This is a genomic window from Rhodovulum sp. P5, assembly GCF_002079305.1.
Taxonomy (GTDB): domain Bacteria; phylum Pseudomonadota; class Alphaproteobacteria; order Rhodobacterales; family Rhodobacteraceae; genus Rhodovulum.
In genome coordinates, this window is record NZ_CP015039.1 from 2168463 (window position 1) to 2190333 (window position 21871).

General features: G+C 64.5%; 16 protein-coding genes and 1 tRNA gene. 5 read left to right on the plus strand and 12 right to left on the minus strand.

The genetic code is table 11. From position 1 onward, the window contains the following. Positions 1-64 precede the first annotated feature (64 nt). Positions 65-307, plus strand: a complete 243-nt coding sequence (locus tag RGUI_RS10595) for a zinc ribbon domain-containing protein (protein ID WP_081533032.1) — start codon at positions 65-67, stop codon at positions 305-307. A 4-nt stretch (positions 308-311) separates the two neighbouring features. Here RGUI_RS10595 and RGUI_RS10600 read toward each other — a convergent pair whose 3' ends face one another. Genes RGUI_RS10600 through mtgA form a run of 4 tightly spaced genes read right to left on the minus strand, consistent with a single transcriptional unit; the run spans position 312 to position 3827 of the window. Next, on the minus strand, positions 312-1235 hold the full coding sequence (locus RGUI_RS10600; RefSeq protein ID WP_081533033.1) for a DMT family transporter: 924 nt from the start codon (positions 1233-1235) through the stop codon (positions 312-314). Positions 1236-1295: 60 nt separating this feature from the next. After that, the gene (queG, locus tag RGUI_RS10605; RefSeq protein WP_081533034.1) at positions 1296-2336 is read right to left on the minus strand and encodes a tRNA epoxyqueuosine(34) reductase QueG; all 1041 of its coding nucleotides are present in this window, start codon (positions 2334-2336) and stop codon (positions 1296-1298) included. Continuing rightward, positions 2333-2998 (minus strand): glutathione S-transferase family protein, encoded by a 666-nt coding sequence (locus RGUI_RS10610; protein ID WP_081533035.1) that lies wholly within the window; start codon positions 2996-2998, stop codon positions 2333-2335. The genes queG and RGUI_RS10610 overlap by 4 nt, the downstream gene beginning before the upstream one ends. 55 nt (positions 2999-3053) lie before the next feature. Continuing rightward, positions 3054-3827, minus strand: coding sequence for a monofunctional biosynthetic peptidoglycan transglycosylase (mtgA, locus tag RGUI_RS10615; RefSeq protein WP_081533036.1), 774 nt, complete (start codon positions 3825-3827; stop codon positions 3054-3056). Positions 3828-3996: 169 nt separating this feature from the next. Here mtgA and RGUI_RS10620 point away from each other — a divergent pair, with 169 nt between their 5' ends. Next, positions 3997-4749, plus strand: a complete 753-nt coding sequence (locus RGUI_RS10620) for a hypothetical protein (RefSeq protein WP_081533037.1) — start codon at positions 3997-3999, stop codon at positions 4747-4749. A 141-nt stretch (positions 4750-4890) separates the two neighbouring features. Here the strand turns inward: RGUI_RS10620 and gltB are convergent, their stop codons facing one another. Together gltB and RGUI_RS10630 are read right to left on the minus strand one after the other, a co-directional pair. Then, positions 4891-9429, minus strand: a complete 4539-nt coding sequence (gene gltB / locus RGUI_RS10625) for a glutamate synthase large subunit (protein WP_081533038.1) — start codon at positions 9427-9429, stop codon at positions 4891-4893. A gap of 105 nt (positions 9430-9534) precedes the next feature. Then, positions 9535-10968, minus strand: coding sequence for an NAD(P)-dependent oxidoreductase (locus RGUI_RS10630; RefSeq protein WP_081533039.1), 1434 nt, complete (start codon positions 10966-10968; stop codon positions 9535-9537). Positions 10969-11197: 229 nt separating this feature from the next. Here RGUI_RS10630 and RGUI_RS10635 point away from each other — a divergent pair, with 229 nt between their 5' ends. After that, on the plus strand, positions 11198-12001 hold the full coding sequence (locus tag RGUI_RS10635; RefSeq protein WP_081533040.1) for an undecaprenyl-diphosphate phosphatase: 804 nt from the start codon (positions 11198-11200) through the stop codon (positions 11999-12001). A 53-nt stretch (positions 12002-12054) separates the two neighbouring features. Here RGUI_RS10635 and RGUI_RS10640 read toward each other — a convergent pair whose 3' ends face one another. Next, entirely contained in the window at positions 12055-13041 is a 987-nt protein-coding gene (locus RGUI_RS10640) for a complex I NDUFA9 subunit family protein (protein ID WP_081533041.1), read from the minus strand. 137 nt (positions 13042-13178) lie between these two features. Here RGUI_RS10640 and RGUI_RS10645 point away from each other — a divergent pair. Together RGUI_RS10645 and RGUI_RS10650 are read left to right on the plus strand one after the other, a co-directional pair. After that, positions 13179-13265: transfer RNA gene (locus RGUI_RS10645), tRNA-Leu, on the plus strand. A 149-nt stretch (positions 13266-13414) separates the two neighbouring features. After that, positions 13415-14722: a Glu/Leu/Phe/Val dehydrogenase gene (locus RGUI_RS10650; RefSeq protein ID WP_216640066.1), complete on the plus strand. Its 1308-nt coding sequence runs from the start codon at positions 13415-13417 to the stop codon at positions 14720-14722. Between the two features lie 88 nt (positions 14723-14810). On the opposite strand, the gene RGUI_RS10655 is transcribed toward RGUI_RS10650, so the two are convergent. From RGUI_RS10655 to RGUI_RS10675, 5 genes are all read right to left on the minus strand, one after another. Further along, positions 14811-15806, minus strand: a complete 996-nt coding sequence (locus RGUI_RS10655) for a transporter substrate-binding domain-containing protein (RefSeq protein WP_172841126.1) — start codon at positions 15804-15806, stop codon at positions 14811-14813. A 4-nt stretch (positions 15807-15810) separates the two neighbouring features. Then, entirely contained in the window at positions 15811-17709 is a 1899-nt protein-coding gene (locus RGUI_RS10660) for a hypothetical protein (RefSeq protein WP_081533044.1), read from the minus strand. Positions 17710-18118: 409 nt separating this feature from the next. Continuing rightward, complete coding sequence (gene ilvD / locus RGUI_RS10665) at positions 18119-19957, minus strand: dihydroxy-acid dehydratase (RefSeq protein WP_081533045.1); 1839 nt, start codon at positions 19955-19957, stop codon at positions 18119-18121. A 159-nt stretch (positions 19958-20116) separates the two neighbouring features. Beyond that, entirely contained in the window at positions 20117-20491 is a 375-nt protein-coding gene (locus tag RGUI_RS10670) for a glycine zipper family protein (protein WP_081533046.1), read from the minus strand. Between the two features lie 115 nt (positions 20492-20606). Beyond that, positions 20607-21830 carry a phenylacetate--CoA ligase family protein gene (locus RGUI_RS10675; protein WP_081533047.1) on the minus strand — a complete coding sequence of 408 codons (1224 nt, stop codon included), beginning with the start codon at positions 21828-21830 and terminating at the stop codon, positions 20607-20609. Positions 21831-21871 lie beyond the last annotated feature (41 nt).

Genomic DNA, 21871 nt, shown 5'->3' on the forward strand with positions numbered 1-21871 from the left:
ACGCCTTTGCCCGCACGGCCGCATAGACGTTGCGCCCAACGGGCTTACCACAGGGGACGCTGCGATGCCGATCTACAATTACCGCTGTAACGCCTGCGAGGCCGAGTTCGAACTGCTGGTCCGTCTCAGCAGCGACACCGCGCCCACCTGCCCCGAATGTGACAGCAGCGATCTGACCCGCATGGTCTCTCGCATCGCGCCTCCGGGGAAAAGCGCCGAGATCTTTGCCAGTGCCCGCAAACAGGCGGCGAAGGAAGGCCATTTCAGCAACTATTCGAAATCCGAACGGCCCAAGATCAAACCCTAGGGGCCTATCCCTGCGGGGTCATGCCCCGGCGGGCCCGTCCCCGCTCAAGGCCAAGCTGCCGTTCCCGCCAGATGATCAGCACGCCCGCAGCGATCACCAGCGATGCGCCGCCCAGCATCACGGGCGTGGGCACCTCGTCGAAGATCACGTAGCCCACGATCAGCGCCAATAGCATCGAGGCATAGTCGAACGGTGCGACCACCGCCGCCTCGGCATAGCGATAGGCAGAGGTCAGGCCGATCTGCGCCAACCCGCCGATCAAACCTGCGCCCACCAGCATCGCGGCCTCTGCCGGGGTCGGCACCACCCAGCCGAACGGAACGGTCAAAAGCGACAGGGTCGAGGCCGTGACCGAGAACCAGAAGACGATGGCCGCGGTATGTTCGGTCTTGACCAGCTTGCGCACGAAGACCTGCGCCAGCGCCGCGCACATGGCTCCGCCAAGCACGACCATCGCGCCCAGCGCCTCATGCGCGTCCATGTCCGCGCTGCCGAACGCCGTCAGGCGCGGGCTGAGGATGATCAGAACCCCCACAAGCCCCAGCGCAACGGCCGTCATCCGGAAAAGCCGCACCTTTTCGCCAAGAAACATCGCGGCGAAGATCACGACCAACAAAGGCGCGGCATAGCCGATGGCCGTCACCTCCGGCAGGGGCAACAGGCCAAGACCGGCAAACATCAGCCCCATCGCCGTGCCACCCACCAGCCCGCGCCACAGATGCCCCGTCGGGTTCTTCGTCTTCAGCCCCTGCCGCAACTGCCCTTGCAGGGTCAGCCACATGACGATCACCGGGATCGCGAAGAAGGAGCGGAAGAACACCGCCTCCCCCGGCGGCACATGGGCCGAGCTTGCCTTGATCAGCGCCGACATCACCACGAACAGCGCGACAGAGGACAGCTTGAAGGCGATGGCGCGGGCGGGGTTCATGGGGGATGTCCGGGCAGATACCCATCCTGCATACGCCTGCTTTGGCGGTCGTGGAAGTCCCTAGCCTGTGCGCAGGCGCACCACAGCCCAGCGCGCGGCATCCGCCACGACCGGGTCGGCATCCTGGGCCAGGGCCTGCACCGCTGAGGCAAGGCTTGGATCGCCCGAGTTCCCAATGGCATAGCAGACATTCCGCACGAAGCGCCCCCGCCCGATCCGCTTGATCGGAGAGCCGGAGAACCGCATGCGAAAGGCCGCGTCGTCCAGCGCCGCCAGCTCTGCCAGCGGCGGTTCGATCAGGTCGGGGCGGGCCTTGTATTTCGCCTCGCGCGCCGCAACGGCAAACTTGTTCCACGGACAGACGCCAAGGCAATCGTCGCACCCGTAGATCCGGTTGCCAAGCGCGGGGCGCAGGTCGGCGTCCACCGGCCCCTTGTGCTCGATCGTCAGGTAGGAAATGCAGCGCCGCGCATCCAGTTGGAACGGCGCGGGAAAGGCGCCTGTGGGGCAGGCATCAAGACAGGCGGTGCAGCGCCCGCAATGCGGCTCCTCCGGGTCATCGGGCGGCAGGTCGAGCGTGGTGAAGATCACCCCCAGAAAGAACCAGTTGCCCAGATCACGGCCCAGAAGGTTGGTATGCTTGCCCTGCCATCCCAGCCCCGCGGCCTGTGCCAAAGGTTTTTCCATCACCGGCGCGGTATCGACGAACACCTTGATCTGATGCCCCGGCGCCTGGTCCAGCAGCCACCGCCCCACCCGCTTCAGCCGTTTCTTCAGGACGTCGTGATAATCGCGGTTTTGCGCGTAGACGGAAATCGCCCCGCGGTCGGGCCGGCCAAGCACCGCCAGCGGGTCGTGCTCATGGGTGTAAGGCTCCGCGACCAGAATGATCGATCGCGCCTCGGGCCAAAGCTCTGCCGGGTTGCCGCGCCAGCCCATCCGCTCGGCCATCCAGTGCATCTGCCCGTGGCGCCCCTTGTCCACGAACGCCGCCAGCCGCGCCGGGGCCTCCGGGATCGCATCGGGGCGGCAGACGCCCATCTTCGCCAGACCTTCGGCGCGGGCCTGCGCTGCCAGCCGCGCTTTCAGGTCGGCGCTCAAAAGTCGAGGTTGGAATAATGCCGGGGCGGCGGGAAACCCGATACCTGATCGGCAAGGATATTGCGGAAGGCCGGGCGCGACTTGATCTTGGCATACCAGTCTCGGACATTCTGGTTCCGGTTCCAGTCGACGTCAGAGATGTAATCGAGCGCCGAGATATGCGCCGCCGCCGCGAAATCGGCCAGTGTCATCACGTCGCCCGCCAACCAGCGGCGCTGTTCCAGCAAATGGCCCATGTAGTCGAGATGATACTTGATCGCCTGCGCGCCTGCCTTGACGTTGCGGCTGTCGGGGTACCCCTCTCCGGTCACCTTCTTGTTCACGCGCTCATAGAGCAGCTTCGTCGTGACCTCGTGGTGGAACTTGTCGTCGAACCAGAAGATCAGCCGCCGCGCCTCGTACCGCTCTGCGGGCGTGCCGGGCAGCAGTTTCGGATCCGGATAAGCCTCGTCCAGATATTCGCAGATCGCCTGGCTTTCCGACATCGCGCGCCCGTCCATGCGCAGGACCGGCACCTTGCCCGCGGGATTGCGGCGCATGAAGTCTGAATCCCGTTCCCAATACCGTTCCTCGATCAGTTCCACCTCGATCTTCTTCTCGGCAAGGACAAGGCGCACCTTGCGGCAGAACGGGGACAGGGGAACATGGTACAGACGGTTCATGCGACACTCCCGGTCGGTGATGTGTGCTTCGTGATGCCGTGGCGCGGGGCGATTTTCAACCTTCGAAGCAGTCGTCGCGGTTGTCGAGGCGGATCGTGGCCGCCCCGTCCCGCACCTGATTGGCCCGCCGCCGCAGGGTGGGCGACAGGTTCGCCGGGTTACGCTCCTTGGGATTGGGCAGGATCACCGCCAGCGCCGCGGCCTGCGAGGGGCTGAGCCGTGCGGGCGGCACCCCGAAATGTTCGCGCGCGGCCGCATCGATGCCGAAGATACCCTCTCCGAACTCGGCCACGTTCAGATAGACCTCAAGGATACGCCGTTTCGACCATGTCAGTTCGACCACGGGGGTAATCACCGCCTCCAGCGCCTTGCGGGGCCAGCTTCGCCCCTGCCAGAGAAAGACGTTCTTGACCGTCTGCTGGGTGATGGTCGAGGCACCATAGCGCCCGTTCGCCGCCAGCGCCCCGCGGATCGCCCGCATGTCGAACCCCCAGTGCAGGCAGAAATTGGCATCCTCCGCCGCGACGGCCGACCGCTGCATCACCGGCGCGATCGCCTCCATCGGCACCCAGACATGTTCGACCATGCCCAGACGCCGTCCCTCCGACCACATCGTGAAGGTCGTCGGCGGGTTGAGGACGGACGGGGCCGCGATCCCGACAAACAGGGTCACGGGCAGTCCGATCAGGGTCCATTTCCACGCACGCCGCAACCGCTGGCGCAAGGGCACGGACGACGACGCCTTCCGGCCCGCGGTCTTGCGCGGCTTTGCCTTGCGGGCCGGTTTGGCCCGTGATGCCGTTGTCTTTGTCGTGCTGCGCCTTGCCATGGTCGGGGTGATAACGCGGGGCGCGCGCCTTGACCATTCCCCGCCTTGCCCCGGCAGCGCCGCGCTCTGTTGCCCAGAACGCAACGCCATGTTTCCGCCCTTATTCTTGCACCGAAATTCCGCGTTCTGCTATCCCGTCGCCGGGGGCGCTCGCTAACGGAGCGTAGTAATGAATAAGCTGTTTCTTTCCTTGGCGCTGATGCTGCCCGTGGCCGCGCAGGCCGCACCGATTTCGCTGAACGAGGTTGTCAACCGCACCACCACGTCTGCCGGAAGCCTCGTCTCTGACGGTCTGTACGACGCTTTCGACGGTGCCTTCACCATCTTCAACTACGGGTCGTTGAGCCTGTCGCGCGACATTGCCACGCTGGAAGGCGACGTGACCTACCGGGTGCTCGACACCTTCACCAACAACACGGCGACGACGATCACGACCACCGTCACCAACTACACCAATCTGGGCTCTGACGGGCGCGAATACATCGTCGAGGAAGGCGTGGACCGCGCAACCACCTTTGAGGACCGCCGCACCGCATACGGTTCTCCGGTTGACGAATACGACCCGGTGCTGACCTTCCTTTATGGCAACAACGCCTTTTCCGCGGCGAACATCTCCGGCGACGTCAGCAGCAACCGCTTCGACATGGATATCGTCCTGACGCTGGATCCGGGCGAGTCCATCGGCATCCTCTACTTCGCGACGCTCTACAAGGACGCGACCGACCGGTCGGGTGATGTCGCCGCGGCGCAGGCCATCGCAGACGCATTCGCGGCCGACCCGTTCACCGGCACGGGGCTAAGCGCACAGCAGATCGCCAGCGTGGCCAACTTTGACGCCAACGCACCGGCCGTGCCGCTTCCGATGTCGCTGCCGCTGCTGCTGGCGGGTCTTGGTGGTCTGGCAGTTCTGCGCCGCCGCTGACATCGCCCCCCGAACACCGACGCAGGGCGGCCCACGGGCCGCCCTTTCGATTCCGTGCGCCCGGGCCATCTGCTTGACGCAACGAAAAACCCCCGCGTCCAACAGGCCGCGGGGGTTTTAGTCTCTAAGGCGTGGCGCCGATTACTCGGCCGGAACGGCGCGTTCCTCGATGCCCAGCGGATGGCTCAGCTTGTCCAGCATCTCGCGCGGGCAAACCTGCAGGAAGTTGCCTTTCTCAAGCTCCCAGTGATCGAGGATGTCGCGTGCCCGGCGGCTGCCGGTTTCCTCGACATGGGCGGCCAGAAGGGTTTTCACCTCGGCTTCCCAGTGCTGGACGGACAGCTTGCAGGTGACGATCGTTTCCATGTTCATATGGCTCTCGGCCGTCCCCTCGGGGTCATAGATATAGGCCATCCCGCCGGTCATGCCGGCCCCGAAGTTCGCCCCGATCTCGCCCAGGATCACCGCAACACCGCCGGTCATGTATTCGCACCCGTTGGAACCGCAGCCCTCAACCACCACCTTGGCGCCGGAGTTACGCACCGCGAAGCGCTCACCGGCCCGGCCCAGCGCGAACAGACATCCGTCGGTCGCACCATAGAGCACCGTGTTGCCGATGATCGTGTTGTCCGATGCCTTCAGCGGCGAAGAGAATGGCGGGCGTACGACGATGGTCGCCCCCGACAGGCCCTTGCCGACATAGTCGTTGGCATCGCCCGCAACCACGATCTTCAGCCCCGGCGCACCGAAGGCCCCGAGCGACTGGCCGGCGCTGCCCGCAAGCTTCACCGTCAGGTGGTCACGCTGCAGCTTGTTACGCATGCCGAAGCGCTGAACGATATGGCTGGACACGCGGGTGCCGATGGTGCGGTCGGTGTTCCGCACCGCGTAGGAGACCTGCATCTTTTCGCCATCCTCGAAGAACCGGTGCGCATCGCGCAGGATCTCGGCATCCAGCGTATCGGGCACCGCGTTCCGCGGGCGATAGCGGTCCAGAACCGGGCGGTCGCTGGCATCGACCTGGATCAGAAGCGGGTTCAGGTCCAGATCGTCCAGCGTGGCCGAGCCGCGGCTGATCTGCGTCAGCAGGTCGGTCCGCCCGATCACGTCAGACAGCGAGCGCGCGCCGATGGAGGCCAGGATTTCCCGCACCTCCTGGGCGTAGAAGGTGATCAGGTTCACCACCTTGTCGGCATTGCCGGTGAACTTGCCGCGCAGCTTTTCATCCTGCGTACATACGCCCACCGGGCAGGTGTTCGACTGGCACTGGCGCACCATGATACAGCCCATCGCGATCAGCGCGGCGGTGCCGATGCCGTATTCCTCGGCCCCCATCATCGCCGCCATGACGATGTCGCGGCCGGTGCGCAGACCGCCATCGGTACGCAGCGTCACCCGGTCGCGCAGGTTGTTCATCGACAGCACCTGATGCGCCTCGGTCAGGCCCATTTCCCAAGGCAGACCGCAATACTTGATGCTGGTTGCCGGGCTGGCCCCGGTCCCGCCATTGTGGCCCGAGATCAGGATCACGTCGGCCTTGGCCTTGGCGACGCCCGCGGCAATGGTGCCCACGCCGGAAGACGCCACCAGTTTCACCGTCACCTTGCAGCGCGGGTTGATCTGTTTCAGGTCATAGATCAGCTGCGCAAGATCCTCGATCGAATAGATGTCGTGGTGCGGCGGGGGTGAGATCAGCGTCACGCCCTTGGTCGAATGCCGCAGCCGCGCGATCAGGTCGGTGACCTTCATCCCCGGAAGCTGGCCGCCCTCACCCGGCTTGGCGCCCTGGGCGACCTTGATCTCCAGTTCCTCGCAGTGGTTGAGGTATTCGGCAGTCACGCCGAACCGGCCCGACGCCACCTGCTTGATCTTCGCAGACGGGTTGTCGCCATTGGGTTCGGGGTGGAAATGCGCCGGATCCTCGCCACCTTCGCCGGAGTCCGACTTGGCCCCGATCCGGTTCATCGCGACGTTCAGCGTCTTGTGCGCCTCGGGCGACAATGCGCCCAGCGACATCCCCGGCGTCACGAACCGCTTGCGGATCGAGGTGATGCTCTCGACCTCCTCGATCGGCACGGGCTTGCCCACCGACTTGATGTCCAGCAGGTCACGCAGATGGATCGGCGGATTCGACCGCATCGCGGCCGAGAACTGCTTCCAGATCTCGAACGACGCGGTGTCGCAGGCCTTCTGCATCATGTGCATGGTCTTGGCTTCCCAGGCATGCGTCTCGCCTGTGCGACGCGCCTTGTAGAAGCCGCCGATGGGAAGGACGTCGCGCGCGCCGCGCCAGCCCTGTTTGTGCACCTCTTCCAGCTTGCGCTGGATGCCCGAAACACCGATGCCGGAGATCCGCGAATGCATGCCGGGGAAGTATTCGGCACACATGGCACGGGACAGGCCGACGGCCTCGAAGTTCAACCCGCCGCGATAGGACGAGATGACCGAGATCCCCATCTTGGACATGATCTTGAGAAGACCCAGGTCGATGGCCTTGCGGAACCGCGCCACAGCCTCGTTCAGCGAGCAGTCCAGCAGGCCGCGGCGGATGCGGTCGGCCAGCGTGTCCTCGGCCAGGTAGGCGTTGACGGTGGTCGCACCGCAGCCCACCAGAACCGCGAAATAGTGCGGGTCCACGCATTCGGCAGCACGCACGTTCAGCGACGTGAAGGTCCGGAGCCCCTTGCGCGTCAGCCAGCTATGCACCGCGCTGGTGGCAAGGATCATCGGCATCGGGACCTTGTCCTCGCTCTGGTACTGGTCCGTCAGCACCAGGTGACCGGCGCCGGAGCGCACGGCATCCTCCGCCTCGGACCGGATCCGCTGCAGCGCATCGCGCAGCGCGTCGGGGCCTGCATTGGCGGGGAAGGTGCAGTCGATCTCGGTCATCGGCACGACGAACTGGCTGACCAGCTCGTCGAACTGGGCATTGGCCAGGAACGGGCTTTCAAGGATGATGATCCGGGTCTGGCTGCCATCTTCGTCCAGCACGTTGCGCAGGTTGCCGAAGCGCGTCTTCAGGCTCATCACCCGGTATTCGCGAAGGGAGTCGATCGGCGGGTTGGTGACCTGGCTGAAATTCTGCCGGAAGAAGTGGCTGAGCGGGCGGTATTTTTCCGACAGCACGGCGCTGGGCGTGTCGTCGCCCATGGACGCGATGGCCTCTTTCCCGTCTTCGGCCATCGGCATCAGGATCGTCTCGATCTCTTCGACCGAGAAACCCGCCGCGATCTGACGCTTGCGCAGGTCCGCACCTTCGAACATCGGCTTTTCCTCGACGCCCGCCAAACGCTCGTCGAAGTCGTGCACCTTTTCCAGCCAGTCGCCGAAGGGCTGGCTGTCGGCCAGCATGTCCTTGAGATCGGAGTCGTGGTAGAGCTTGCCCTCTTTCATGTCGACGGCAATCATCTGCCCCGGGCCAAGCGCGCCCTTTTCGCGGGCGGTGGATTCGTCGGTCGGGACCATGCCGATTTCGGATCCAGCGACCAGCAACCCGTCGCCGGTGACCACATAGCGCATCGGCCGCAGGCCGTTCCGGTCAAGCCCGCCGCAAACCCAACGCCCGTCGGTCATGGCCAGCGCCGCGGGGCCGTCCCACGGCTCCATCACCGAGTTCACATAGGCATACATGTTGCGCCAGGAGTCTTTCAGCTCCACCGCCTGGTTCGACCAGGCCTCGGGCACCAGCATCGTCTTGGCCATCGGCGCGTTGCGACCGGCACGCACCAGAACCTCGAACACCGAATCCAGCGCTGCAGAGTCGGACGAACCCTGCGCCACGATCGGCTTGATGTCGTCGGCCAGTTCGCCAAAGGCAGAGGACGCCATGCGGATCTCGTGGCTTTTCAGCCAGTTCAGGTTGCCCTTCAGCGTGTTGATCTCGCCGTTATGGGCCAGCATGCGGAACGGCTGGGCCAGCCACCATTGCGGGAAGGTGTTGGTGGAATAGCGCTGGTGGTAGATCGCAAAGGACGACTCGAACCGCTCGTCCTTGAGGTCGGGATAGAATTCGGCCACCTGCTCGGCCAGCATCATGCCCTTGTAGATCACGCTGCGGCAGGACAGCGAACACAGGTAGAGCGTCGGCACCTGCGCAGCTGCGGCAGCCTTTTCGATCCGGCGGCGGATGACGTAAAGTTCGCGCTCGAACGTCTCTTCATCCACGCCCTTGGAGTTGGAAATCAGGATTTGCTCGATCTCCGGCCGCGTGGCATTGGCCTTTTCGCCCAGCACGTCGGTATTCACCGGAACGTGCCGCCAGCCATAGATGTAATAGCCCATCCGCAGAACCTCGGATTCCACGATGGTCCGGCAGACCTCCTGCGCGCCGAAATCGGTCCGCGGAAGGAAGACCTGCCCCACCGCGATCAGGCGGTCGGGGTCGGGCTCATGCCCGGTGCGGCGGATCTGGTCATAGAAGAACGGCACCGGGATCTGCACGTGGATACCCGCGCCGTCGCCGGTCTTGCCATCGGCATCGACGGCCCCACGGTGCCAGACGGCCTTGAGCGCATCGATCCCGTTCTCGACCACCTTGCGCGAGGGCTGGCCATCGATCGCGACCACAAGGCCCACCCCGCAGGAGGCATGCTCATCGTCGGTGCGGTACAGTCCCTGCTCGGCCACGAAGGCACGCTTGGCTTCCTCGCGCGCCACCCAGTCGGCATCGTATTTCGTCATGGTCAGACCCCTTCTGTTGCGGGTCGGGGCCGCGACTGTCATGTGCGCGCCCCGGATCATGTTCGGTGAAAGGGGCGGTCTGCCGCCCCGGGCCCTGGTCGCCGCCTATTCGGCCGCGACCTGTGCAGGCTGATCGAGATATTTGAGGATGCTGTCGGCGGCCTCGCGCCCGTCGCGGATGGCCCAGACCACAAGGCTTGCCCCACGCACGACATCGCCCACGGCGAAAACGCCCGGCAGGCTGGTCTCATGGCTGCCGAACTCTGCCTTGATGGTACCCCAGCGGGTCACTTCCAGCGCGGTTTCCCCCCAAAGCGTCGGCAGGTCCTCAGGCTCGAACCCAAGTGCCTTGATCACCAGATCGGCGGGTTCGACATAATCCGCCCCCTCGATCACCTCGGGGCTTTGACGGCCGGTGGCATCCGGCGGTCCAAGGCGCATCTTCTGCACCATGACCGATTCCACCGGATCGCCGGCAAACCCCTTGGGCGCCGAGAGCCAGACGAATTCGACGCCCTCTTCCTCGGCGTTCTGAACCTCGCGCTGGCTGCCCGGCATGTTCGCCCGGTCGCGGCGGTAGAGGCATTTGACCGATTCCGCGCCCTGACGGATCGCGGTGCGCACGCAGTCCATCGCGGTGTCGCCGCCGCCGATGACGATCACGCGCTTGCCCGCGGCATTCAGGGTGCCGGATTCATATTCCGGCACATCGTCGCCGAAACCGACCCGGTTCGATGCGGTCAGATAGTCCAGCGCCCGCACGATCCCCTTGGCCCCGGCACCCGGGCCCTTCAGGTCGCGCGATTTGTAGACGCCGGTCGCGATCAGCACCGCGTCATGCTTGCCGCGGATCGCGTCAAAGCTGATATCCTCGCCCACATTGCAGTTCAGAACGAACTCCACCCCGCTGTCCTCAAGCTGCTTGACGCGGCGCATGACCACGTCCTTCTCCAGCTTGAAGCCGGGGATGCCATAGGTCAGCAGACCCCCCGCCCGATCATGGCGTTCATACACCGTCACCTGCACACCGGCGCGGCGCAGCCGGTCGGCCGCCGCCAGACCGCCGGGGCCAGAGCCGATAATCCCGATGCTTTCGGCACGGGTTTCCTCGGGCGTGACGGGTTTCACCCAGCCTTGTTCCCACGCGGTGTCGGTGATGTATTTCTCGACCGCGCCGATGGTGACGGTGCCATGGCCCGACTGTTCGATCACGCAATTGCCTTCGCACAGCCGGTCCTGCGGGCAGATGCGGCCACAGATCTCGGGGAAGGTATTGGTCGCCTGGCTCATCGCGTAGGCTTCTTCCAGCCGGCCTTCGGCGGTCAGCCGCAACCAGTCGGGGATGTTGTTGTGCAGCGGACAATGCGACTGGCAATAGGGCACGCCGCACTGGCTGCAGCGCGCGGCCTGATCGCCCGCACGGTCATCGGAAAACTCGGCATAGATCTCGTTGAAGTCATGGGTGCGGGCCTCGGCCTCGCGCTTGTCCGGCGTCTGTTGTGCCACGTTGACGAACTGAAGCATCTTGCGCTTCGACATCGCGCACTCCTTCCATATAGGTCCCGTACTTCGAGCGATCTGTATAAGAGCGTTCGGATTCAAATAAAAGTCACAATAACTGACGTAAAAGCGGAAAATCCGGGCCCCGGTGTCGCACGAGGCACGAAAGCCGCCAAATTCAGGTCAGCACATGTGACGTTATCGAAGACTTCCCATTCCAGTACGCACGCCTATCCTGTCCGCCGAATCGCATTCGGAGCGGATATTCGTGGCACTCTATCATTTGTTCATCCTCGCCGTGATCCAGGGGATCACGGAGTTTCTTCCGATTTCCTCATCCGGGCACCTGATCCTTTTGCCCAGGCTGACCGGGCTGGACGACCAGGGCCTTATCATCGACGTTGCCGTCCATGTCGGTACGCTGGCCGCCGTGGTGCTGTATTTCCACAAGGACGCACTGATTGCCCTGAAAGGTCTGGCCCGCGTCGTGCGCGGGCAGATCGACACGCCCGGCGCTTTCCTTGCCCTGTGCCTGATCATCGCCACCATCCCGGTGATGGTTCTGGGCTTGGTCATCAAGCTGACCGGCCTTGACGAAGCCCTGCGCAGCATCGCGGTGATCGGCTGGACCATGCTGCTGTTCGGGATTCTGCTATGGGTCATCGACATCAAGGCCCCCCAGACCCGGAAAGCCCCGGAATGGACGCTGAAACATGCGGTGACCATGGGGCTTTGGCAGGCCATTGCGCTGATCCCGGGCACCTCGCGTTCCGGCATTACCATCACCGGGGCAAGGGCCCTGGGTTATGATCGGGTGGGCGCGGCGCGGCTGTCGATGCTGATGTCGATCCCGACCATCCTTGTCGCCGGTCTGGTCGTTGGAAGCGAGGTCGCGCTGGACGCCGACATGGCCATGGCCCGCGACGGCGCAATCGCAGCGGCCCTTGCCTTCCTCTCCGCCCTTCTGGCGCTGGCGGTGATGATGCGCCTTGCCCGGTCGATCAGCTTTACGCCTTACGTGATCTACCGCGTGGTCCTTGGCGTGATCCTGCTGTGGATCGCCTATACCTGAAGCGAGACAGCGGGGGCGTCCAACCTCGGCCCCCCGCTGCCGAATGAGAGTCGTTACGATCCCAGCCGCTTTGCAGCCTCTCGGATCTCATAGAACTGACCCGCCGGGCGATACCGCCACAGGTATTCCGGCAGAACGGCATCCATCGCGGTGGGCGCAATCCCAAGCTCGGCAAAGCCGGGCATACCGGGGCTGACCACGTTGTCGACCGCAAGGTTGGTCACCTGATCGCGGGTCAGGACGGAATTGCTGAAGAGCCCCAGCGACAGCGACTGAAGCAGATCGAAGACCGTCGCCATCGCCGCGGACAGGAAGAACGGCAGGTTCAGCACGATCCGGTTCGGGCGGCCGACCAACTCCAGCATGTCTTCCATCAGGTCACCGAAACGCCGCACCTCGGGCCCGCCAAGCTCATAGGTCCCGGCCGGAACCTCGCCCGCCGCCGCCATCGCCGCGGCCTCGGCCACATCGTCGACATAGACCGGCTGAAACTTCGTCATGCCGCCGGTCACCGGCAGGATCGGCGTGAATCGCGACATCGAGGCGAAGCGGTTGAAGAACTGGTCCTCGGGCCCGAAAATCACCGACGGGCGCAGAATCACCGCGTCGGGGCAATGGTCCCGTACCGCCGCCTCGCCCAGCCCCTTGGTCTTGGCGTATTCGCTCTTGGCCTGGGCGTCGGCGCCGATGGCCGAAATCTGCACCACCCGCCCGATTCCCATCGCCGCCGCTTCCTCGGCGATGTGGCGCGCGCCATAGTGCTGGACCAGCCCGAAGGTATTCTTGCCGACCTCGCTCAGGATGCCCACGCAGTTCACCGCAACCTCTGCCCCCTGCAGCGCCGCGCGAACCGAGTCGCGATCGCGGACATTGCACAAGACCGGCTCCACCTGCCCGACGGCCCCGTAGGTGCGCACGAAGATCGCCTCGTTCGGGCGGCGGACGGCAACGCGCACCCGCCACCCCCGCTGCGCCATGCGCCGGGCGATATAGCGGCCGACGAACCCGGACCCGCCGAAGATTGTAACCAGCTTGGACATGAAAGAGCCCCCTGCATATGATGGTATGCAACGGGATATAGACCGCCATGCGCCTGTGCAAGAGAACTGAGTGCCGCGTGCAAAATGGCCGTTGACACTGCCGGCGGGCGCCTTTAAGTCACCGCCTCACGACACCTGCCCAGGTGGCGGAATTGGTAGACGCGCTAGCTTCAGGTGCTAGTGTCCGTACGGACGTGGAGGTTCGAGTCCTCTCCTGGGCACCATATTCAAGACCGCATTTCCCGGCACTCCCCGCGCAGAAGAGGCCCTTGTCATCTTGCGCATGCAGGAGACGTTGGACCATTGCCCCCCGCCTGACTTAGTCTCTGTCCGACGCACCTCTTTGCGTCGGTCCATGTTCGGAGACGAAGCAATGCAGTCCCAAACCAAGGCGCCCCTCAGCGCGGATTCAAAGCCAGAGGGGATGTTGGCGAAGGCGCGCGAGAATCTGCGCATGGCCTGCGACCAGCTCAACATTCATCCCGACGTGTTCGAGGAACTGAAATGGCCGCGAGAGACGCTGGCCGCGACGCTCCTGATCCGGATGGACGACGGCAGCCGGCGGGCCTTCAAGGCGTGGCGCTGCCGCTATAACGACCGGCGCGGGCCGACCAAGGGCGGTGTGCGCTTTCATCCCAATGTCTCGCTGGATGAAATCGAGACGCTGGCCTTCTGGATGACGTTCAAATGCGCCGTGGCCAACCTGCCCTTCGGCGGCGGCAAGGGGGGCGTCTGTGTCGATACCAAGCAGTTGTCGCCCGTGGAACTGGAACGCCTGAGTCGCGCCTATATCGAAGCCTTCGCCCCGTTCATCGGCCCCGATCACGACATTCTGGCGCCCGACATGTATACCAACGGCATCGTCATTGCGTGGATGTCGGACGAATACAGTTCGATCTCCGGACAAGCCTCGCCCAGCGCGCTAACCGGCAAGCCGCTGGCCTTTGGCGGCACCGTGGGCCGCATCGATGCCACGGCGCGCGGAGGGTACTATGCCTTGCGCCATCTTGAGACATCGCTTGACGTCAACCCCGACAAGTCCACCGTCGCGATCCAGGGTTTCGGCAATGTGGGCTATCATTGTGCCAAGCTCCTGCATGCGGATGGCTACACCATTGTCGCCATCACCGATTCCAGCGGTGGGATCTACGACCCAGCCGGTTTCGACCCGCTGGCCGTCATGCAGCACAAGCACGAAACCGGCAGCGTCAAGGGCGCCAAGGGGCATGGCAAGACCAAGCAGATTTCCAACACCGTGCTTCTGGAACTGGATTGCGATGTTCTGGTGCCCGCCGCGCTGGAGCGGCAGATCACGCTGGACAATTGCGACCGCATCAAGGCCCGCGTGATCCTGGAGCTTGCCAACGGTCCGGTGTCACCCGAGGCCGACAAGCGTTTGACCGAGGCCGGCCATGTCATCGTGCCCGACATTCTGGCCAATTCCGGCGGCGTCACCGTTTCGCATCTGGAATGGGTGCAGAACCGTTCCGGGTTTTACTGGGACGAATCGCGGGTGCGCGACCATCTCAAGACGACGATGGAGACGGAGACCCGGGCCATCTGGACCCTGCATAACGAGATGAGCGTTTCGATGCGCGAGGCCGCCTATATCCACGGCCTACGCCGGATCGCCGAATCGGTGGAGGCCCGTGGCACGCCCGCCTATTTCGACGGAACGTAAGGGCCTCTTCGGCGACCACGCCCAGATTGCCCGCCGCAGGGGCTGGGCGGCGTCACCCACCCACAACCGGCCCTGCACGAGTCGCGCGTCAGTCCGTGGCCGCACCGGCCGCCGGCACGGCCTCAGCCTCCGCCCGGCCGCCGGCCGGGATCTGGTTGATGCGGAACAGGGTGTTCAGGAAGGGCGACATCTTGCGGCCTTCGAAATGGCCGTTGAACCGGTCGAACGCCGTGCCGTCGCTGAAGATCTCATATAGCGCGCGGATGACATCCTCCCGGAACCCGGGCACCTGACCGGAGATCACCAGCGCGTAGGGTTCATAGCTGATCGGCCGCGCGAGGGCGGCCTTGACGCATCCCTCGGCCCGGCCCGTCTTCTGCACGCTGTTGGCGATGATGTCCGCATCCCCGAAGTAGTAGCCCAGATCACCCCGGCAGAACGCGGCCGCCGCATCCCCGTGTCGTGGGAATTCCCGCGGGCAAATCCCCTCTCCCGGTTGCAGATCAAGCAGCCCGCGCCGGATCGCATCCCGCAACACGGGCCCAATCGTGGTGCCGACCACGTATCCTGCATCGACATGGCGGGGTTTCGCGCCGTCCGGGGCCGGTTCCGCGAAGATGCACGCCGGCCGTGGCGAGGCCGCGGTTTCCGCCGCCGGGGGGGCCTCTGCCGCCTTCTTCCCATCTGCCTTGAGGTAGGAACCGTTGGCCACGAAAACGATGGGCGAAAAGGACAGCCGGCCCGCCGGTTCCAGACCTGCGAAATCACGCAACCGCCCCAGTGTGATCGTCGTGGGATCGCACAGAAGGTCGATATCGTCACGCGTGCCGCGCAAGACACCGATGCGCTCGTCAGCGGTCACCGGCACTTGCCGGAAGGGATAGCCCGCGCGCGTCACCGCGTCGGTGCACAGATCGACCAGAAAGCCCACGAAGCTGCCGGTTGACGCATCCTGCGCGGCGAACGGCCCGGCATCCACCCGCACACCGATGGTGACGAAGGGCTTTTGCGGGGTCTCGGTCGCGCCAGCCGCCTGTGCGATGACCACCGATAGCAGAAGCGCAAGAAATGCACGTACCGGCATGGGCCTATGCCTCCTCCGCAGCGGGCGGGGCAAGCGCACGGCCCGCGGGCAGGACGTTCGCCGAGGCGGCGAATTCATGGACAAGCGTCGCCCGAACCAGAAGCCCCACCGCCAGGCCGATCAGCCCGGTAATACAGGCAGCTTCCAGCAGAACGGGCCAGGAGTCGGCATAGCTGAACCTGTCCCTCAGCGCGACCTGGGACGACAGGGTGCGGGTCACGAAACCGGTGACGAACATCACCCCACCGGTGATGAAGGGCAGCCAGCCCAGCACCTTTTCCGACCGCGCTCCATCGCGCCATGCGTCGATGGTCAACAAGACCAGCATGGCCAGCACAGGCCCCCGCATCGCCGCCGGGCCCTGGTATTCGATGGCAAAGCGCAGTACCGCCTGCCAACGCTCGACCACGCGCTCCAGACCGACCGAGGCGATGGTGGCGTAGATGTTGTAGCCCACGACGCAGACCACCGCGGCAAAGCCCGACAGCGCGAACACGGCCATGAACTGGGACAGCCATCTTGACCAGTGGTCGCGAAAGACGTTGCGCCACGCGTTGTTCTGATAGGCCGACTGGTGATAGCTGACCGCCATCAACAGGGCGAGCACATAGGTCAGCGCCGCGCTGAAAAGATAGTTCATCCCGATCAGGATACGGCTGTCCCCCACAAGGGAATCGTCGCTGGTGACCGTGTCGCGCCCGAAGAACATCCCGAACAGGAACGCCGCCAGCAAGACCGCCGCCATCGCCCGGACCCAGATCAAAAGGCTGATGCTTTCCCGATCGGCCCAGAAGACGGCATAGCGGACGTAATTCACCAGTTTGACCTGCGCGAGATACCGCTGCTGCGCAGAATCCGGCCCACTGGCGTCAGGCGGGACTTCCCAGCCCAACGCGTCGCCATCTTCGATCGACAGAATGCCGTGCTCGACATAGAGCATCAGCAACACGCAGACATCGGCGCAGATCAGGTCCGCCTCTTTCGCGGCCTTTTCCCACGCCGCGCGCTTTTGTTCCGGCGTGCGGCCGTTCGATCCGTCCGGTAGGCTTTCGAAATCCGACAGGGTGTCGAGATCAAGCAACAACCGTTCGATCCGACGGGCAACGCCGGTTTCCACCGCGGCCACCTCATCGCGCTTGGCGAAGTTTGCCAGTTGCAGCTTTTCCTGCAGGATCCACGACCGGAAGGCGATGATCTTCGCGATATCCTCGCGAAAGGCCAGCGGATCGTCGAGCATGCGCACCGCGTTGTCTTCGTACCGCTCCAGCCGCTCCCATTCCTGCTGTGGGATCAGGAAGGTTTCGTCCTTCTCGCGGACGAGGCCGAGCGATTGCTGCCGCAAGTGGCGGCTTCCGGCGACCAGTCGTGTGGGAATGCCCGACAGCCGATGCGCCGCAAAGCGGACCTTTTCTTCCATGCGCTGCAGAACCGGAACGCTGGGCGCAAGCCCCACCATCGTCAGGCTGACCGTCAATGGCACGATCGGATCCTTGCCGGGGTCGTCTGCCTCCTCCGCCGGTCCTACATCGGGCGACAATTGCTGCAAGTCCGGGGTAAAACCTGTGACCAGCTCCGTCTTTGTGCCCGCATCGTCGGTCGGCACGGCACTTGCGCCGACCTCTCCCCCGCCGGCCATGTCGATCCCCGGGATTTCAAGACCCAATACCGGGAACAGCAGCGCGCCATAGATACACAGGATCCAGTACACCAGAAGCAGGATCACCGTGTAAAACGTGTAGGCCCGCCAATAGACCGTCTTGCGGCGCATGTCGGACGGGGTCAGAAGCTCGATCAGGCGTGTCAGTTCGCGCGACTTCTCGTAAGAAGGCCGATTGAACTGTTCCCACGCGAACACGACGATAATCGCGGCGCCGAAAAAAAGCGCCGCCTGATATTCACTCATCTTGCCTCTCGTATCGCGGCGCTAGGCCGCCGTCTGCTCAGGTACAGTCCTGAACGGCCGGATTGCACGCCACCTGTTGGGCGACGGTCGCATCGGGCCAAAGCCCGGCAGCCGCGACCGCGGCAAGAAGGGTAAGGGTCAACATGATTTGGCGCATGGCGCTTTTTCCCAGATGAAATACGGAAGGACCCAGGAACCAGCTAATCTTAACACTATAATAACGTTAACATGCCCGCTCCGATTCAGGGAGTCGAACCTTGCAATCGGGGCGATTTTGTAAAGCCATACAATATATTGCCCTGAACGGGGCAACATTGCCTGCATCCTGCGCCACTATGCCCGCAAAACAGCAGCATTCGGGCGCCCGCATACGCAAGCTCCCCGAATCCGGATCTCGGCCGCGTCCCGATCAGTCCGGCAGGATGCGCACTGCCCCCTTGTCCGCCGATGCGGCGAAATGGGCATAGGCCTTGAGTGCCTGAGAGACATGGCGCTGACGCGGGGCGGCCGGGGTCCATCCCTTCGCGTCCTGCGCGGCGCGGCGCTCGCTCAACACACACTCCGGCACGACCAGCGTGATCATGCGGTTCGGAATGTCGATCTCGATCAGGTCGCCATCCTGCACCAACCCGATGGTCCCGCCCGACGCCGCCTCGGGCGAGACATGGCCGATGGACAGCCCCGACGTGCCGCCAGAGAACCGCCCGTCGGTGATCAGCGCGCAGGCTTTGCCCAGCCCCTTGGATTTGAGATAGGAGGTCGGGTACAGCATTTCCTGCATGCCCGGTCCACCTTTGGGGCCTTCGTAGCGGATCACCACGACCTCCCCGGCTTGCACCTTGCCCGTCAGGATGCCACTGACCGCCGCGTCCTGGCTTTCAAAGACCCGCGCGGGGCCGGAGAAGACAAGGATCGACTCGTCCACACCCGCGGTTTTCACGATGCAGCCGTCCGGGGCGAGGTTGCCCTTCAGCACTGCCAGACCGCCATCCTTGGAAAACGGCGTCTCCGCCGATCGGATCACGCCGCCCGCGCGGTCGGTGTCCAGCGACGGCCATGTGGAGGACTGGCTGAACGCCTCGATACTCGGCACACCGCCGGGGGCGGCAAGAAACAGGTCCTGCGCCGCCGCGGCGTTGGATTTCACGATATCCCACTGGTCGATGGCCGCGCCAAGCGTCGATGTATGCACCGTGCCGCAATCGCGGTGGATCAACCCCGCCCGGTCAAGCTCGCCCAGGATTGCCATGATGCCGCCGGCGCGGTGCACGTCCTCGATATGCACATTGGCGGTGTTGGGCGCCACCTTGCAAAGGCAGGGCACCCGGCGCGACAGCGCGTCGATGTCGTCCATGGTGAAATCGACCTCGGCCTCCTGCGCGGCGGCAAGGATGTGCAGCACCGTGTTGGTCGACCCGCCCATCGCGATGTCCAGCGCCATGGCGTTTTCGAATGCGGCCTTGGTCGCGATGGACCGCGGCAGGACACTTTCGTCGTCCTCTTCATAATACCGGCGGCACATTTCCACCGCCTGCCGCCCGGCCTCAAGAAACAGGTCCTTGCGGAAGGTATGGGTGGCCAGCGTGGTGCCGTTGCCCGGCAGCGACAGGCCCAGCGCCTCGGTCAGGCAGTTCATGGAGTTCGCGGTGAACATGCCCGAACAGGACCCGCAGGTCGGGCAGGCGCCCTGTTCGATGGCCAGAAGATCGCCGTCGCTGACCTTGTCATCTGCGGCAGCAACCATCGCGTCCACAAGGTCCAGCACCACCTCGCGCCCGTCATGCAGCGTGACCTTGCCTGCCTCCATCGGCCCGCCAGAGACGAAGATCGCCGGGATGTTCAGCCGCAGCGCCGCCATCAGCATGCCCGGCGTGATCTTGTCGCAATTGGAGATGCAGATCATCGCATCGGCACAATGGGCGTTGACCATGTATTCGACGGAGTCCGCGATCAGCTCCCGCGACGGCAGCGAATACAGCATCCCGTCATGGCCCATCGCGATGCCGTCATCGACGGCGATGGTGTCGAACTCCTTGGCCAGCCCTCCCGCCGCCTCGACCTCGCGCGCCACCATCTGGCCGAGATCCTTCAGATGCACATGGCCCGGAACGAACTGGGTGAAGGAGTTGACGATGGCGATGATCGGCTTTCCGAAATCGCTGTCCTTCACACCGGTGGCGCGCCACAGGCCGCGGGCACCGGCCATGTTGCGGCCATGGGTCGAGGTACGGGAACGGTAGGCTGGCATGTCGTCTCTTTCCGGGCTTGCACGTCTTGGCAGTGACGAGTGCGCCTTTGGGCACGAAAAATCAACCGGTCAATTCCGGTGGGTGCTGACCGGCCATCCATCAGGCGCCGGTCTGGGGGCGCGGGCAGTGCCTTTGCACCTCGCCCCGCCCGCCGGGTATCACCCCACGACGTTGTAGCCGCGCGAACGCATGCAATTGCGCACGATGGCGGCCTTGTTCTGTTGCTGCTGCACCGCGCCCGCGGCGATGCCCGCAACGGCCCCGACGATGGCCGCGTCGCGCACATTCGTGCCCTTGTTGTTCAGAACGGCCGTGGTACCGCCCGCGGCCAGGGCGCCGGTTCCAGCACTTGCACCGGTGGTGCTGTCGAACGCCCCTTGCCGCGCGGCCAGCGACTGGCACTGGGCCAGATCGATATCGTAGTTCGGCCCAACGGGGCCGTCGATCACGGGCTGGTAATTCGCCCCCGAATTTTCACAGGCGGCGACAAGGCAAATCAGGGAAACGATACCAAGGGATTTCAGGCGAAGCATTTCAGAACCTTTCGGTGCATGGAATTACGTGCTTGGCGCGGTCCGGAAGATGACGGACCGCGAGATCACTCTATCCCATTGCGCATGTCCGAACCAACAAGCCGCGCCCCCGACCTCAGTCGTAGCTGCGCTGATCGTCGATGACCTTGCCGTCATTTGGCAGGCTGCCCGGCGCGACAAGGTCCACCTTGCCCTTCAGCTTCAGCACGGCTGCGATGCTGTCGGCATAGGCCCCGGGATCCGTGGCCTCGGTCTCAAGCTGCACGGTCATGGTGTCCATCTCGCCCTCGCGCCCGGCGATGACGCGGGCCTTCAGAACCTCGGGGTGGCGGGCGACCAGATCGGCCACCTGTTCGGGACGGACGAACATGCCCTTGATCTTGGTCGTCTGGTCCGCGCGGCCCATCCAGCCCTTGATCCGCATATTGGTGCGCCCGCAGGGAGAGATACCGGGCAGCACCGCCGACAGGTCGCCGGTGGCAAACCGGATCAGCGGGTAATCCTTGTTCAGCGTCGTCACGACGACCTCGCCCACCTCGCCATCGGGCACCGGATCGCCCGTGCCGGGGCGTACGATTTCCACGACCACGCCCTCATCGACGATCATCCCCTCCATCGCGGGGGACTCGTAGGCGATGTTGCCCAGATCGGCGGTGGCATAGCATTGCAGGCAGGAAATGCCCCGGTCCGCGTATTCCTGACGCAACGAGGGGAAGAGCGCCCCCCCCGACACCGCCGCGCGGGTGATGCGCGACAGATCCAGCCCCATCTCCTCGGCCTTGTCCAGGATGACCTTCAGATAGTCCGGCGTGCCCGCATAGGCCGTGACCCCGATGTCATGGGCGGCGCGCGCCTGCAATTCCGTCTGCCCGGTACCCGCGGGCAGCACCGTTGCACCGACGGCGCGGGCGCCGTTCTCAAAAATCATGCCCGCCGGCGTCAGGTGATAGCCGAAACAGTTCTGGACGATATCGCCTTCGCCAATCCCGCAGGCATAAAGGAACCGGCCCATGCGCCACCAGTTGGTCGACACGCTGGCGGGTTCATAGATCGGCCCCGGCGACTGGAATATCTGGTCGAACTGGGCGCCTTGCCACGCCGTATACCCGCCGAAGGGCGGATGCGCCGCCTGCGCCGAGGTCAGGTCCGCTTTGCGCAGAACCGGCAGGTCGACCAACGCCTCCCGCCACGCAAAGGCATCGGGGTCCACCCCGCCCAATGTCTTCGCGTAACCCGGCAGCGCCTTGGCCGCCGCGATCTGCGCGGGCAGGCATTCTGCCAGAGAGGAAATCCGCTCGTCCTCTGAACGGGTTTCCAGATCGTCGAAATAGTCGCTCATGCCCGAGGCCTCCGGTTGACGGGGTGTTTTACAGCACAGTG

Bases quoted from the DNA above. Each gene is read 5' to 3' on its own strand.
- RGUI_RS10595 (WP_081533032.1), top strand. From the start codon at position 65: ATGCCGATCTACAATTACCGCTGTAACGCCTGCGAGGCCGAGTTCGAA.
- RGUI_RS10600 (WP_081533033.1), bottom strand. From the start codon at position 1,235: ATGAACCCCGCCCGCGCCATCGCCTTCAAGCTGTCCTCTGTCGCGCTG.
- RGUI_RS10610 (WP_081533035.1), bottom strand. From the start codon at position 2,998: ATGAACCGTCTGTACCATGTTCCCCTGTCCCCGTTCTGCCGCAAGGTG.
- mtgA (WP_081533036.1), bottom strand. From the start codon at position 3,827: ATGGCAAGGCGCAGCACGACAAAGACAACGGCATCACGGGCCAAACCG.
- RGUI_RS10620 (WP_081533037.1), top strand. From the start codon at position 3,997: ATGAATAAGCTGTTTCTTTCCTTGGCGCTGATGCTGCCCGTGGCCGCG.
- gltB (WP_081533038.1), bottom strand. From the start codon at position 9,429: ATGACGAAATACGATGCCGACTGGGTGGCGCGCGAGGAAGCCAAGCGT.
- RGUI_RS10630 (WP_081533039.1), bottom strand. From the start codon at position 10,968: ATGTCGAAGCGCAAGATGCTTCAGTTCGTCAACGTGGCACAACAGACG.
- RGUI_RS10640 (WP_081533041.1), bottom strand. From the start codon at position 13,041: ATGTCCAAGCTGGTTACAATCTTCGGCGGGTCCGGGTTCGTCGGCCGC.
- RGUI_RS10650 (WP_216640066.1), top strand. From the start codon at position 13,415: ATGCAGTCCCAAACCAAGGCGCCCCTCAGCGCGGATTCAAAGCCAGAG.
- RGUI_RS10655 (WP_172841126.1), bottom strand. From the start codon at position 15,806: ATGCCGGTACGTGCATTTCTTGCGCTTCTGCTATCGGTGGTCATCGCA.
- RGUI_RS10660 (WP_081533044.1), bottom strand. From the start codon at position 17,709: ATGAGTGAATATCAGGCGGCGCTTTTTTTCGGCGCCGCGATTATCGTC.
- ilvD (WP_081533045.1), bottom strand. From the start codon at position 19,957: ATGCCAGCCTACCGTTCCCGTACCTCGACCCATGGCCGCAACATGGCC.
- RGUI_RS10670 (WP_081533046.1), bottom strand. From the start codon at position 20,491: ATGCTTCGCCTGAAATCCCTTGGTATCGTTTCCCTGATTTGCCTTGTC.
- RGUI_RS10675 (WP_081533047.1), bottom strand. From the start codon at position 21,830: ATGAGCGACTATTTCGACGATCTGGAAACCCGTTCAGAGGACGAGCGG.